7 protein-coding genes are annotated in these 16,546 nt (G+C 27.6%); 1 reads left to right on the top strand and 6 read right to left on the bottom strand.

The genetic code is table 11. The features are described 5' to 3' along the window. Window positions 1-42 precede the first annotated feature (42 nt). Window positions 43-501, bottom strand: coding sequence for a hypothetical protein (locus MRU_RS01685; protein WP_143714284.1), 459 nt, complete (start codon window positions 499-501; stop codon window positions 43-45). A 540-nt stretch (window positions 502-1,041) separates the two neighbouring features. Beyond that, window positions 1,042-3,132: a right-handed parallel beta-helix repeat-containing protein gene (locus MRU_RS01680; RefSeq protein ID WP_012955135.1), complete on the bottom strand. Its 2,091-nt coding sequence runs from the start codon at window positions 3,130-3,132 to the stop codon at window positions 1,042-1,044. An 889-nt stretch (window positions 3,133-4,021) separates the two neighbouring features. Between MRU_RS01680 and MRU_RS01675 the strand changes: the two genes are divergently transcribed. Beyond that, the gene (locus tag MRU_RS01675) at window positions 4,022-6,082 is read left to right on the top strand and encodes a right-handed parallel beta-helix repeat-containing protein (protein ID WP_012955134.1); all 2,061 of its coding nucleotides are present in this window, start codon (window positions 4,022-4,024) and stop codon (window positions 6,080-6,082) included. A 419-nt stretch (window positions 6,083-6,501) separates the two neighbouring features. Here MRU_RS01675 and MRU_RS01670 read toward each other — a convergent pair whose 3' ends face one another. Genes MRU_RS01670 through dptG form a run of 4 tightly spaced genes read right to left on the bottom strand, consistent with a single transcriptional unit; the run spans window position 6,502 to window position 16,545 of the window. Next, window positions 6,502-6,762, bottom strand: a complete 261-nt coding sequence (locus MRU_RS01670) for a hypothetical protein (RefSeq protein ID WP_012955133.1) — start codon at window positions 6,760-6,762, stop codon at window positions 6,502-6,504. A gap of 3 nt (window positions 6,763-6,765) precedes the next feature. Next, window positions 6,766-9,930: an Eco57I restriction-modification methylase domain-containing protein gene (locus MRU_RS01665; RefSeq protein WP_012955132.1), complete on the bottom strand. Its 3,165-nt coding sequence runs from the start codon at window positions 9,928-9,930 to the stop codon at window positions 6,766-6,768. 41 nt (window positions 9,931-9,971) lie between these two features. Then, complete coding sequence (gene dptH / locus MRU_RS01660; RefSeq protein ID WP_012955131.1) at window positions 9,972-15,194, bottom strand: DNA phosphorothioation-dependent restriction protein DptH; 5,223 nt, start codon at window positions 15,192-15,194, stop codon at window positions 9,972-9,974. Next, the gene (gene dptG / locus MRU_RS01655) at window positions 15,175-16,545 is read right to left on the bottom strand and encodes a DNA phosphorothioation-dependent restriction protein DptG (protein ID WP_012955130.1); all 1,371 of its coding nucleotides are present in this window, start codon (window positions 16,543-16,545) and stop codon (window positions 15,175-15,177) included. Before dptG ends, dptH begins: the two co-directional genes overlap by 20 nt. Window position 16,546: the final 1 nt, after the last annotated feature.

Raw genomic sequence — 16,546 nt, 5'->3', positions numbered from 1 at the left:
ACAAATAACAAAAGAATTAACAATTAATAGATAAATAAAGAATTACTTCCTTTTTAGCCTTTTTAAAACCCAATCATTATATAAAACCCCTAAAACAAGCAAAATGACAATTGCTATAATCATATATAGCACCTTATATGTAGGAGTAAGAATTAGAAAAGATCCAAACATTGAATAATCCAATTCTCTTACGCTAGAGAAGGTTAAAGCTAAAATAAGAAGCAAAATAAATTCTAAAAACATATATTCACCAATGACTGCATAATATGGTCTTTTAGCATTGTTGAATATTTTTGAGATTTTATAAACTAAAAAGATAACTACAACAGAAAGAATAGCTAATTCAAGACCAGATAAGAAAAGATTATCTGATTTTAAACCTAAAGCCAATGCCCCAATAGATAAGAATGAAGATAAAATAGTGCCATATAAAACAACTTTATCATCATTTATTCCATAATTCTTTCCAAATCCCACATATCGAATTGAAATAATTAGCATTAAAGCACTAACAGCAAATAAAATATACGGAATAAAATCTATGGATTCCTTTTGTAAATTCAAGGAAGAAAATACAAAAGTTAATGCAAATACTATAATAGCATAGCCTAAAACAAATGGAATAAATTTATTTTTATTAAAACTAGAATATCTTAGTAAAAATGCTATATTTGTGGCAAATAATAAAATAAAAACAATCAGATATTCAAAAATTAAATCCATCATAGTTAATCACATATTAGTTTAATCATTAATATATTTAAAATGTGATTATATAAACATATCGAAAATATATAAAATTTCTATGCTCGAATATAAATATTTGGATAATCATCGCAAAAAAACCAAATTATGAAGAAAAACTAAGTAAAAATAAGAAAAAGTAAGTAAAAATGAATAAAAATAAGTAAAAATGAATAAATGTAAATAAAAATAAGTAAAAATGAATAAAAATAAGTAAAAATAATAAAAAGTAAGTAAAAATTTATAAAAAAAGAAAAAAATAAAATTTAAAAGAATAATAACTAATTTAAGCAATTATTATTCTTTAATCATATCCATAATATCTTCACGGTAGTATAATCCAATTACACAAATAATCAAGAAGACTAATCCACCAACACCAGCAACTCTAAAGGTTTCCTCATCAAGTGACAATGATTTTACAGTAGAACTTTCAGGAGTGTCTGCTTGAGCTGCAGAAGGGCCCGCAGATGAAGATGCAGAACTTGCTGCCACATTAGAAGTTCCTGCACTTGCAGGAGAGGAATCTCCATTTGAACTTACAGAAGAACGACCGTCTGAAATACCAGAGTCGCCTCCGCCGTTTCCACCACTTGGAGTGGAGCCTGTTCCATTCTTATCTTCTACCTTTTTCATGTCCTGATTATCATTATTAGTCTCTTCTACCATAGATTTGATCAAATCATCATAAATCTTTTTATAGTATTCCATTTCACTGGAACTAAGATTTTGAGTCTCTCCCCAATCGCTAAGCTTACGCTTGTCTTCACCAACATCAAGAAGGACCTCATCATTTTCGCCGCTAGCGCCATCAACTTCAACATAAGCAACAGAATTTATGAAATTGACATTATAGGAAACTCCATTGATGCTGATTGTAGCACTAAAGTTAGGAAGCCCGCTTACTCCCCTGGAATTCTTATCCACAATTGAGAAATAATAGCCATTTCCATTTTGACGGGTTTTAATGGAAAATCCATTTTTCATGGCAACCCTAACACAACGTCTGCTAGCAAAGTTTTCACCAATAGTTACTGCCTGGTCTCCAGTGTTTCTTAAATCCAACTGTCCGCTTTGGGTAAAGAAATTCTTCTCTAAAGTGAAATCCCCTTTTGTTCCATAAAAATCATAGTCAAATAGAACTCCAACTCTTCCAGTATTAGTGACTACATTCTTATTAAAAGTGAAATTATTAATCCATCCGTTAATGATTACTCCATCACCATTGTGATTGAGGGTATTGTTTAAAATGGAAACATTATTTACAGAATTAGGGAAATCTACACCAGTATACCATTCATCTATAATATTTCCTTCAATCAATACATTCTTAGCGTTTGGCCCGAAGTAAATGCCTGTGGATTCTATACGTCTGTCATGGCCAGTGATATTATTGTTTAATATGCTAACCTTGTCTCTATAAATGTCTTTTAAGCTAATTCCCACATTGTATCCGTTATCTGGAGTTATATTATTATTGGATATGGTCAATCCGCCAGATTTTGAAATGTCAATGGCAGTTTCAAATCTTAGGAAACTATTCCTTACAATCTTTGAATTAAAAACATTTTCGAGGACAATAGCTTTCCGTTTTGTAAAGATTTTATTTTTTGATATGCTTATATCGGACACATCACTTGCCTCTACAAAGGAATTTGCAAGATTTGCTGTAAAACCTGAAATATTTGTTCCAGATCCTCCTCTTGATATAGTAAATACAGGCAAACGATAGCTTGAATTTATCACAGTGCCAGATTTACTTATAATGTTTAGAGCTTTATCTATTTTCAGATAAATATTTTTATAGAAGGAACCTGTAAATTGAATTGTACTTCCAGGTGCAGCATTATCAATGATCTTTTGGATATATGCAGAACCTATAGAACTGTCATTAGGAATAAGATACTTTTGAGGCTTTTGATTAGAAGCACCTTTAGAATCATCTAAATTAGTAAGATTTTCTAAATTATTTGAATTATTTGAATTGCTTGAATCATTAGTAGTTGAATTATTAATTAAATCAGCATTATTTAAATTCAAATCAGAACCTGAAACAGAATTAATTAAATCAGCATTATTTAAATTCAAATCAGAACCTGAAACAGAATTCTTATCAGAATCTAAATTTAAATTATTATTAGAATCTAAATTTAAATAATTATCCTTATCAATAGAACTATCCAAATTAGAACTGGACAAAACCGAATTAGAACCATCAAAAGAATCTACATCAGAAATATAATTGTCTTGATTGACTGAATTTGAATCTAAATCATTTGCAACTACAGATCCAATACTTATGAAGAATATTAGAAATACGAATATTAATAATATTCTTTTATTAATAAATCCACCTCCTATAACCAGAACAAATATGGATAACGACATTTGTCCTTTTTTTTAATTTAACAATATAATACATAATTTGGCAGAAAATTTATTAGAATAATAAAACTCCTGCCAAGAATATAAAAATTCAATATAAACCAAATTTATAGTTTTTTGGCTTAACCATATACCTTATGATACAAATCAATAGAAAAATATCGATATTTGATGGTTAAATTAGCCCTAAAGTATTCGATTTATAAAAGTTTATAACAATTATAAAAAGGATATAAACTTGAATTAAAACATAATTAATATGAACTGTAGTTTATTATTCAATATATAAATATCTTTCTAAAATATATTTCATATTATAATGAAAAAATATAAAAAATACATATAAATCGATGAAAATTTCTAAAAAAATAAGAATTTTTTAAAATAAAATAAGATTAAAAATATTATAATTCATATCACTTTTTAAACTTTAAATTGAAAAATAAACATTATAATAAATTTTAAAATATATTAAAGTAAAATAAACTATTATTTTTAAATTTTAATAAAAAATTACAAATATTAATATAAATTATAAGAAATAAACAAAAATAATTATAACCATAAGATATATATTGCATATCAACAAAACATATTATTACTAATATTAATAAAATAATTGTTATTTGATTAAGTTTAATAATTTAAACAATTTTTAGTTAAAGCTTAACTAATTCCCTTAAAGTTATTTAAATCGTTTAACTAGTTAGCATTAGATAAAATCAATTAAATTAGCAATTATCTTTTGAAAATAAAGATAATAAGAATTTGAATATTAATATTAGTTTTTATTTAAAAAGTAATTTTATTACATTTTAATTAAAAGAAAAACAAGTTAAATTTTTAAAAATAAGATCTAAAAAATCTGATTTAATATTAATGGAGAAAAAATATGAATAAAAAAATTATCTTATCCCTCCTTTTAGTATTATTAGTAGCTATTTCTGTCTCTGCAGTTGCAGCAGCAGATGCTGATGTCACATATATAAACGATGCTGCAGATGTAGACGATGTTGCAGACGAAAAAGTTGCTCCTCTTACAGCTAGTGCTGATGCACAAGACATCCAAACTAAGCTTGATAATGCTAAACCTGGAGACACAATTGAATTAGAAAACAAGACATATGACGTTGATACAACATTTAATGTAACTAAACAAGTTACCATCAAAGGTCAAGACACTGTCATTAAAGCTAGCGGTGCATCCCAAGGTGGTAGCGGAGCACTCTTCATTGCAAATGAAGCTGGAACTGCTTTTGAAGGAATTACCTTCATTAACACTGACGGCCACAAAAACTATGGAGAACAAGTATCAGGATATGCTATCCAATTAGCTATTGAAAACGGTACTGTAGACAACTGTAAATTCATCGACTGGAGTAGCGGTGTATACGGTAAAGGCGCATCTTTCTGTAGCATTACCAACTCTTACTTCAACGGTTCATCCGAACAAGTAACCAACGGCGGTAAAAAAGAATACGGTACTAAAGCAATTAACCTTATGGGTTCCCACGACATTACCGTAACCGGATGTACCTTTGAAGGACAAGTTCTTGACGCTATTTCCATTGCAAGTAACTCAGGTAACAACATCATGACCGACAACACTTTCATCGACAACTGTTATGCTATCTACTTCGGTGGAGCTTCCACCCAAGGATGTGTAATCGCTAACAACAGTTTCATCAGATGCGGATACTGTGTTGATGACAAAGGAAACGTAATCTTTAAAGATTTACCTATAATCAGTACTCAAAAAGCAGCTAACGGATACATCATTGCTGATAACACTATTGAAGCAAATGAAGGATCTATCTTTATGAAAGCTGAATCAGGTAACACAGCACACGGATACCCAAGTAAGATCGGTGACATAAACATTACAGGCAACACCATTACCGCAACTGCAGGGGCTAATCCTGAAGGCATTACTTTCATGTACATCTTAAGTAACTCTGGTCCTTTAAACCCATATGCACCTATTGCAATCGTTAACAACAACTTAGACGCAGGCATTACCCCTGTAACCGTATGGTATGCTGACTGGGACAATGAAAATGGTACTGTAATTCCTGCAGCAGATAAAGCAGTAACCTCCATCAACATTGCAGAAATCGCTGCAGCAGATGGAACCGTCACTGTTGAATTGGTAGACGTAAACGGCGCTCCTCAAGCAGGACAAACCCTTTCCTACAAAATCGACGATGGAAATGCAACTGAAATCGAAACTGATGAAAACGGTAAGGCTGTAATCAATGTACCAATTGATGAAAACGCTACTGCCCAAACTGTTGCCGTTGAATTTGCCGGAACTAACGACCTTGCTGCAAGCAGCGCTCAAGTTTCATTCAAAAACACTGCAACTAAAAGAACAGCTACCCAAATCAATGCTAACAATATGTCAGTTGTCACTTTAGCACCTAATACCGGTGACACAAATGACAATTACTTCAACGCAACCTTACTTGATGCAGAAGGCAATCCTTTAGTAAACAAAGAAGTCAAAATTGGATTTAACGGTAAAGAATACACTAAAACCACAAATGAAAATGGTGTAGCTCAACTTAAAATTAATTTAGGATACAAAGGAGGATACACCTTTGCTGTAGCATTCCTCGGTGACGATGAATATGAAGCATCATTTGGAGTATACTTAATTAACGTAGCCGCTCAAACTCCTAAATTAACTACCAAAGCTGCTACTTACAAAGCATCCGCTAAAACCAAATCCATTAGCGCTACCTTCAAAACCGAACAAGGCAGTGTAATCGCTAATAAGAAGATCAGTTTCACTGTAAACGGCAAAACTTACACTGGAACTACCAACTCTAAAGGTGTAGCTACTGTTAAAGTAAGTATCAATAAGAAAGGAACTTACAGCTTCACTGCTAAATATGCAGGTGACAACACCTACAAAGCAGTAAGTGCAAGTGCTAAACTTACTATAAAATAAGTTCTAATTTTTGAAAAGTAATTTAAATTACTTTTCATATTTTATTTTTTTATTCTTCCTAATTATTCCATTTATTAGTTTAGAAGATATTTCTTATTATTTTAAAGGATACTTTTTAAAAAAAAAAAACCCACTATTTTTTTAAAGGCAATTGCCAATCCTTATTTTTCATAAGAAAAAATTTCTATTTTTTAAAAAAATAAAAACAATATAATTAATTATTATCCTTATTCTGACCCCAATATAACAAAAATTTAAAATTTTTGCAATTGTCAAAATAATATAATATATAATTTTAATATATGCGAACTAATATTTAAAATTATGTTTTTTGAAAAATGTGAAAGTGCTGTAAAACCGTGAAGGCATGTACATGTATCCATAAATAAAAAGAGTTTTGTTGAAAAAAGGTTGATTTTCTACAAGAATTGAAGCATATTTTTACCCTTTTCAGTAAGCCTGTAAAGTTTAGGAACATGGTACTCAGGATTTATGACATAGACCAGTTCATGTTCGCGAAGATCCTTTAATTTCTTGCTGACATTGTTTGGGTGAATGCCTGTTTTCCTAGAAATTTGGATTGGTCTTATAAAGTCCACTCCTTCAAATGACTTAAGCACCATTTCTCTTGTTGGCGCGTTTCTGATGTATTCAATTAGGATTAATGTTTCATCGTCCATAAATTAATCATTAAAGCTATTTTCTATAATTTCTATTTCTTCATGATTTAAACCATATAATTCATAGACCAGTAGGTTAATTTTTTCGTCTGCTTCTTTAATCTCTCTTTGCAGATATTCTATTTTTCCTAAACTTTCATTAAATAATTCGGACAAGTCCTGTATTTGATTTGGTCTAATGACTACTTTTTTCTTTTTTATCTCTTTTAAGAATTCTTCAAAGTTTAAATCATAATAGTTTTCTAGTTTCTTAGAGAGTTTTTCAATTTCAAATTCTATTTTAAGCCATGTTTGAAATGCATTTCTTACACTATAAAACTCTTTATTTAACTCTATTATTGAATCCACATTAGATACTATCTCATCTAAAAAATTTGAATTAATAATGACTGGAAGATTTTTAGCATTTTCAATCAAAATTTTTGCAAAATTCTTTTTATTTTTATCCATAAATCTTTCTTCATAATACCAAGTCATCATTTTAGAATTAATTATTCCTAAAAAATATTTCAATAAATTTTTATCATCAAAGCCTTCTTTCAATACTAAATTAAAAGCAATTTGAGCGTTATATAATTCTTCTTCTGTGTAAGCGGCAAAAATCCTTTTTCGAGATTCCTTAGGAGCTATAGATAAAATCTGTCTTATTAAAATTCTAGGATTTTTAAAGAATTTTTCTTCCCGAGGTGCTCCTAACCAGTCCCCATATTTAATATATTCTTTTTCGCCCCATTTTACATTATATCTTGTAATATCGGACCCATCCAATAATTCTTTAAAAGTATCGTCAAGTTTTATTTTTGAATGGAATTTTCTATTTTTAATAATATCCTCACTCATACCTTTATATTTATCATAAGGAGTTAAACCTAAACTAAAATCACAATAATCAATTAATCTTTCATTATTTCCATCAATTTTCTTTAATAAATCAAAAGTAAAATCATCTGAAAAAATATTAATTATTGAATTATTTTCAAACCATCTTTCTTGTGTAAAGAAATGTTCTGAATAATTATTTATTGGAATTTCATCCATATCATCTTTTTTTATAAGTATCTTAGTCTTATTTCCTTCATCATATCCTTTTTTGAAGATTAAAATAATAGGTTCCACTTTAGCATCTTTAAAAACATCATCAGAAGTTCTTACAATATTTAATATGGATGTATTATTAAGAATTAGTTCTCTGATTTTAGAGTAAGTAGAATTAAATAAAATGGAATTAGGCATGATAAATGAAAAAATCCCTTCATTTTTTAGCAAATAATAACTTTTTTCCACAAATGTAGAATATAAATTTATCCTGTTAAAAGAAGTTTCATAATTATCAAATATGTATTTTGCTGTTTTTTCATCCATTTCTTTAATATCCACATACGGAGGATTTCCTACAATAATATCAAATCCGCCACTTTCAAAAACTTCTGAAAATGATTCATACCAGTTAAATGCTTTATTTCCGGCAATTGACTCATCATCCACTAATGAATCCCCACATTTAATATGTTTATCTAAACTAGGAAGTTGAAACCCTTCTTTAAGTCCAACAGTAGTTGCTAATTTTAGGAATAAGGATAATTTAGTAATTTCAACGGACTCCTCGTTCAAATCAACCCCATAAATATTATTACTTATAATTTCCTTTCGTTTTTCTAAACTATCAAAAAATCTATCTAAAGATGAATCTCCAGCATATTTACTTGCATGTAATGCTTCATGAATTTCAAATAATATATCTACTGATTTATTTAACATGCTCCCACTACCACAGGCAGGATCTAGAACTTTGATGTTAGTTAATTTTGAATCTAAAACATCCAATGAATTAGATGATTCATATTCGTATAATAATTCATGAACTGTGCTGGCTTTACCAGAAATACTTAAATATGGAATAATTGTATTTCTACAAATATAATCTGTAATATATTCTGGAGTGTAATACACTCCATCTTTTTTTCTTTGCTCTTGATTATCATTTTTTAACTCTTCAATATCGCTAATACTGTTTTCAAAAATATGTCCTAAGATATTTACATCAAGTTCTGAATCAAAGTCATATGTAGAAATTATTAATAAATTAATGAAAATTGGATTAAGAGTATCTTTATAAACTCCAATTAGTTTAGCAATATCCTCATATTTGTCTTCAAAATCTTCTTTTAAATTCCAATTTTCAAAGAAAGACCTATCTTCAATTTCATCCCTTATTTTCAAATTAGATAAATCATCCTCAAATAATCCTCCATTAAATGCAGGTATTCTCCTATGTTTATTTCCTTGATTTGCAAAAATAAATAATTCATTTAACCTATTCCACATTGTATTTCCGATTAAATTTCTATGCTTTAAAGGTGTTAATAATACATCAGCAGTTGTCTCTTCCTCCATAAGCGCTAAATCTTCTGCAAAACAAAGGAAAATAAATCTATTTAATATTATTTGAGATAATTTTATTGCTTCAATCCTATTAATATCTTCTGAAGAATATTCCAATTCCTTAATAATCATTAATCTAGTGTCACTATACAATTGATAAAATTCATTTTCTAATTCTCTTTCAATGACTTTTGTTTCATTAAGTAATTTTTTAGGTATGTCTTCATCGATAAGTGAAAATTTACTGAATACTAATAAAAATTTTTTAAAGATTTCCAAATCTTTCAATTGCCTAAACTTGAATGAAATATAATTATCTCTTGCTGTTGGATTAAAAAATCTAAATTCATCATAATTTGAAACTGTAGCCCATTCAGTTTCTTTTTTAGCACTAGCATAATTTGTAGCTTGCTCTACTGGTGATTGCTGTCCAGGTCTTCTTTTAGTGAGGTCTTTATAAGTTGTTCCTTTTAGTTCTATAATCACATAATCTTTTCCATCTTTTTCTAATACAAACTCTACAGGATGGCCTTCATCACCAATATTCTCTTCATGTTTAACATCAGAACGTTTATAACCAAGTAAATCTTCAAGAATAATTTCAAAAAAATTATGATAATTCCCTTTTTCACTTGTTAATTGATCGTTATTTAATTTATCTATCCAAATATTCAGTGCCTCTTCTTGTTCAGAACTCAGAGTAAACTCTTCAAAATATTTGTCTATATAAGCATCCATTCTTTTATCATTGAAAATAGTATTCTCTATTCTGTCTTTACTTTCCATATCTAACCCTCAAAAAAACTATAATACTTTATTCAATCAAATTAATTTTCATCAAAACTTATCTCCTCAATTTTTACAGTTACAGGATTTGGCTGATACAAATTGCCACTTGAATCTATTGCAGACCCTTGAACAATACAATATCCTTTTGTCAATTGAGATAACTCTTTTTCATATATTTTTTTATCTTCATTGTCTTTTGACAAATCTTTAGCTATTGTTGAAACATCCGTTGGATGGAAATATATCTTCTCATCTGCATTCTCTAATTTAGCTATTTCATCAATTTTCATAGATCCTTTAACAGATTGTGTTGCAAACCACCCAGACCATCCAAATTTCCTGCCTTCTTTAAGAATTTTACTACATGGAGAGTCATTGGAAAAATCAAGATTATGAGCTTCATCTAAAACAACAATGAAAGGATTATCTTCACTACCATTTGTTAATTTGTAATTCCATAAATCCCAAAGGATGAATTCAGTTATAATTGTCTGTATATCCTTAGAAAGTGCAGTTAATTGGATAATGTAAACTTTACCGTCTTTATTATCTAAGACAGACCAGTCGAAATCAGTGGATGCGAACGGATTTTTATCCAATAACTCATTTAATTTATTCAAGACTGTTTGTGCACTATTTGATTCGTCTTTTAGAATTTCTTCTTTTAGGATATTCAAATCAAAATTATCATCATACTTATCCAAGCAATCTAAAACTGTTTGATATAAAGTATTGGACTGTTGAATACCTAGCCCATAAACAGAATTAATGATAGATTTAAATCGGCTCGCAATAGTGCTGTTGTCTTCTTCAATAAATATGTCCTTATCAATCATGATAGTGTTTCGTTTAAATGGATTTATTGGGAAATTTTCTTTTACAACAAAATATTGGCTTATTTTATCTCCTAAAGAGTCTTTAAAATTAGGTTCTAATTGAGAAGGCTTGAATCCATCAGTATAATCAATAATTATGCTAGGAATGCCTTGAATAGACAACTCTTTTAACATTCGTTGAATGAAATATGTTTTACCTTGTCCAGATTTTCCTTGAATTAACATATGCCTATTTGCTAAAGAAGGATGTCCAAATTCCCAATAAACTTTATGATTATAACCCTTCTGAGTTCCAATTAATGCTCTGACATTAGAAATTTTAGAAGGAGATTCTCCAATATTCTCAATTGATTCATTATCACTGCTTGAAGTTGCATCAGTTAATTCTTCATCAGGCTCTTCAGAAATTTCTGATTCTTCTTCAATAAAACTATCCTCAAATTCACTTAAATTATCAAAATCATCATCTATTGACATATCCTCATTTGAATCGCATATATCATTATTCTTTGCTCTAATTTCACTTATATCTACATGTGATAACAATGTTTCTGCAAGAATATCTGTATTGTCTGACTGAATCTCATCATGGATTTCTCTTATAGGAGTGGCTAAACCGTAATAAGCAAAATCTTCTGGTAACTCAATTACTTGCTTATCAACATCCATATAGATAGAGATGTGATGAGATTCTTTTTTAAATGAAACCAAAGAACCTTTACCAATGTACTCTTCTAAACCATATAAAATATCATATTCATCATTTAATAGTTCTGCTTTGAATTCTTCAATTCTATCCAATCCTTTTTCATCCCAAATATGATTAGTTACTAATTTTTGCTCATTGGACAATAATATTTGGATGAAGAAATTTCTAAAGAATTTATTTCTAAATTCAGAATTCTCTACATTAATATTTTGTAGTTGAGTTTTAAGAAGTTTATAAGTATTATCTAATTGACTTTTACCTTTTTTAATAGTTGAAGCATTATTCAAACCTATTTTAACTTCGATTGGGTAGAATATAACTTCGATTCTATTATCTTCATTGAATTTTACACCAATGAATAGCAGATCATCACTATGATTTCCTTTTATTAACTTAGAGTCAAAAATTCCTTTATTTTTATCTAATTTAACATTTCCTGCAATTCTTAAGATTTCTTCCATAGAAACTGGAATCCAAACAATATCTTTATGGTCCAAAATGGATAAGCAATATTTAATAGCAGAAATAATACTTAATTTTTCCCTATCATAATGGCCGGAATTAGAAATTACTCTAAGTAACCATTCACCATTAATTGAATTAAACATCTTTATTACATCATACAATTCTTCATCTGTAACTTTTACATATTTAGATTGGAGGAAATCTCTTATAATTTCCTCATATTGTGTTGATTTATTAGTTACAGTAATAGTATCATACTTGCTAGAGGAACTATATTGATCGCTGTAATGAATAATGATCAAATTACTATCAGAACTGTCAAAGTATTCGATACCAAATGTAGGTTCAATAAATGTTACCCAATGAGATTTGTCGTACAATTCTTCAATATTGTCTTCTTCTAATTCAACAGTAGTGATAACTGATTTATTTTTTGAATAAGTATTTTTTCCAAAGTTCTTGCTATTCTCAACAAGTTCGTTCAAGTTAATCACTGTTTTAATAAGAGGATTACTCATATTTAAAATATTGTTTGTACCGAAACCCGTTCTATATTCTGAATGTTTAGTAGTTGATGTAACTGAAGATAATAAACCGTTTAAAGATAATCCAGTTTCAATTTTATCCATATTGTCATTTGCAATATTGTTATGTGATTTGACTTTATAGAAAGAAAGATGAGCATATTCATATTCTTCTTTTTTAAATGGATGTTTATAATATGAAATATTATTTTGAATCATATGGATAATATCTATAGGATCAAAAATATCTGATTTTAATTTTTTAATTCCAAATTCTTCCAGTAACTGAATTTCAGACTGACAATCAAATAAATTGTCAAAAGAACTCTTTTCAGCGTCGTTGTAAATATTGATTTCAACAGGAATAACTTTTTTTGTTTTAGTTTTATCAGGCAATCTAGATCTAATAAAATTAAATACTCCTTTCACAACTTCTTTATCATCTTTTATATTGATTAAGTTAATTTTAATTGGTGAGGAGTTGTTAAAACTAAATAAGTAATTAAAATGTTTGACAAATTGATTAAGTTTTTCAGTAACAACATTAGAAATAAATACATTTGTTGTTCCAATTGATACTTCTTCACTTTTCTCATAAATCAACCATTCATGAGCTTCTTCTTGATAAATAGGTCTAAACAATTCTTTTCCATCATCTGAACAAATATAAGGAATTAAGTTATTTGGAACTAACCGTTCTAATATATTTACGGATAAATCCTCATTTCCGCATTGTTTAGAAACTTCTAATTGATAAGCGATATTTAGTGGAGATAATGGAGAATACATTATTTTGTTATCAGTTTCAATACGACCTAACTTAAGCAAATTCTTTTTATATTTAAAATCAGACAAAATAGAATTCTCTTCAATTTCTGATATTTCCTTATTGAAGATAGTTATAAATTTCTTATATAACTCTTTTAAATCATCATTTAAATAAACTAAACTTGGAAGATTGTCTTCTGGAGAATCATCAAAAGTCTTATAATAATTAAATATGTCCATGTAAGCAGTTTCTAACTCGTTACTGAATGAAACTTCAATTTTTTCTAAAGAACCATCAATATTCCTTTTAGCATAAAATATGTCCTGTTTAATGATTTCTCGTTCCATTTTTAGAAATTCTTTAAATTCTTCTACGAGATAGAAACTGTTTACATCTTGAACAGCTTTTACTCCATTAAAAATAAAGTTTTCCATATTTCTTCTTTTCAAATTCCAAATTACATAGGAATTTACTGGCAGTGTTTTCTTAGATTTTTCTTTAATCAAAAATGGGGCATAATTATTGTCTTTATATAATTTAAAACTTAATTTTCCATCATTCCAAGCAGGAGATTGTTCAGAAATTATTAAAGATTCATCATCATAAAGATATAACTTTTCACCATTTTCTTTAATTAATTTCTCTATTTCTTTTGAACCAGTACCAAAAACAATATCAAAACTATCCTCATCATTTGTTACAATAATCTGTTTAGATTTGACATTGACACTAAAACGAGATTTAATAGAATTAAAAATTTCAGGCTCAAAATTCAAAACAACAATATTAAAAGTAAATTCAGAGATATTTTCATTTTTATGTTTATATTTTATAGTTTTGAAAATTGGTTCACTAGAATCCAGAGTAAAATTGACTATTAATGATTTGCCTCTTGCAATAGTGAATTTTTTTGAATTTGTATTAAGGAATGAATTACTAAGAATCTGATCAAAACTGAACTTTAAACTAACTTCATGAGAATGATTTGGATTAAAAACAATGATATTTCGTTTTCTTTTTCCAGTTTTAGTAAATGAGTTAGGAATTTCCCAATAATTTAAGCCATTTTCTGTGATTTTTTCAAGATTTTCATTGTAATTTAAAGGATTTTGTTGATTAATAAAGTCATCCTTTGATTTTTTAACCATTTTCCATTCTGCTTTATACCAGTCATCTTTACTTAAAATAGAAACTCCAGAATCAGTAAACATATTTTTAAGCTGTTCTTTTTTATCTCCATATTGTGAAAATTTATTTACTTCATTAAATGTGTCATAATTTTCTTTTAATCTTTTTAACATCTTTTGAGGAGAATTTTGATTTAGTTGGTCATCTTTAAAAAGATTCAACTCTCTTAAATCTTCATCACTAACAAAACCCTTGTTGATTATTGATAAGATAGTTTCATAATCCCATAATGTTGTTTGAAACAATTCTTCTTCTTGAATATTCAAAGAAAACTTAGCGATTTGCTTATCGGAATAGTTAAGAATTTGAGAATCGTTAATTTCATCCTCTAAATTTTTTGAAATAGATTTTACATTTAATGGCATTCCTTCTTTCTGTAAATTTCTCATACCTTTTCCAATACTATCTATTGCTTCATTACAGATAACTAATAATGCAGTATCCTTCCAAACACCCTCTTGAGAAGTAACTTGATTTCTTAAAGTAACTAAGAAATCTACGTTAATTGTTAAACTTTCAGAAATGACAAATTTGACTCCATTAATGTTTATGGAATAAGTATTATATTCCTTTCCTGAAATAGTATGGACATATATGAATTCAGAACAAGAAAAATTAGTTTCTGCAATACTTCTTAAACTATTATAAAAAGACATTATTTGGTCATCTTCATCAAAACTAATGAAAAATTTTTCACCACTTAAAATCTTAGTATCATCAAAATAATTTAGTAATTTATTAGATAGATAATCATAAAACTGGTTTAACATATTGAGCATCTCCACTATCACTTTTCTTGTCAATTAAATTTAATTTAGTTAAAAAATTTACTACTTCTTCTTTTGAATATTTGTCAAAATAAACTCCTCTTTTCTCAAATTCAATAAATAGTTGATTTAACTTAATTTTCTTATCTTTAACACATAATGCAGTTAAAACAAGCAACATATCTCTATTAATATTTAATACATAACCATACGAACCTCTACGCTTTAACAAATATTTTTTAGCTATATCTTCAAGATTTAAAGCGTACCTAGATTGTACAGCTCCATCCACACCCAGTTTTTCATTTTTTAAACTTTCAAAAAGAATTTCAGTTAATTCTAATAAATTATCTGGTAATTCTTTATCATCAAAATTCCTTACATACCTATAATCTGAAACCCATTTTTTAAGAAAATGTAAAAAATTATTTTTAGAATTGATGTCCAAATTATTAAAATATTCTGAAATATCTTTTTCCAATAAATTATTTGTACCTAATAGTGTATTTATTTGATCTATGACTGCCATTTTTGCATATAATGGTTTAGAATGATGTTTTAGTAAACTATAACTATTTAATGATTTACGATTTTTACTTGCAGATTCCCAGTCCAATAAATAGTACAATTTTTCAAATTCATTATTATCATTAAAGCCTTTAGAAATTTTTAGAATTAATTGAGAGATATAAAAGAAATAGTAATAAGCAAAAATATTACCAATGTTTTCCATAAAAAATTTCTTATAAAGTATTGCATAATTGATATCTTCATTAAATAAATTTGCAATTTCCTCAAAATGAATTACATACTTAGTTTCAGTTATTTTATGATGTAAATTAGGAGTATTTTTTAAAATTAAATTTAAGATAATGTGATTTGAATCATATGATTCAAAAAAGTTAATAAGATTTTGATTATTCTTACAAAAAATATCTCTTAAAAACAATGCTACTTCCTGTTCTCCATTAGAACTTTTATTATTTGAAAGAGGAATATATAAATACAAATTCGGATGAGATATTTTTAAATCATTTTTTTCATCGAATAAATATTCATTTAGCAATTTTGTTATATACTCCTTAGTTCCATCTTCAATTTCAATATTATTATCAATTAAATTTGAAACAATATTATCTAATTTAAAATTTTTTTCAATAGTTTTATTTAATAAGATTCTGGATAATTCACCCAATATTATATCAAAACCATTTTCAAAATTAGCTTTTTTAGGAGTATTAGTTTTAAAAGGTAACAATGGAGAATTTTGATTAATCTGATGTATTAATTTCCTTTTATTTACATCACAAGTCATTTGTTTTAATAATATATTATAATTTTCTGAAAAATCCATT

The sequence above is a fragment of the Methanobrevibacter ruminantium M1 genome, assembly GCF_000024185.1.
GTDB classification, from domain to species: Archaea; Methanobacteriota; Methanobacteria; order Methanobacteriales; family Methanobacteriaceae; genus Methanobrevibacter; species Methanobrevibacter ruminantium.
The sequence above is the reverse complement of the archived record's forward strand: the minus strand, read 5'-3'. Positions and strand labels throughout refer to the sequence as shown.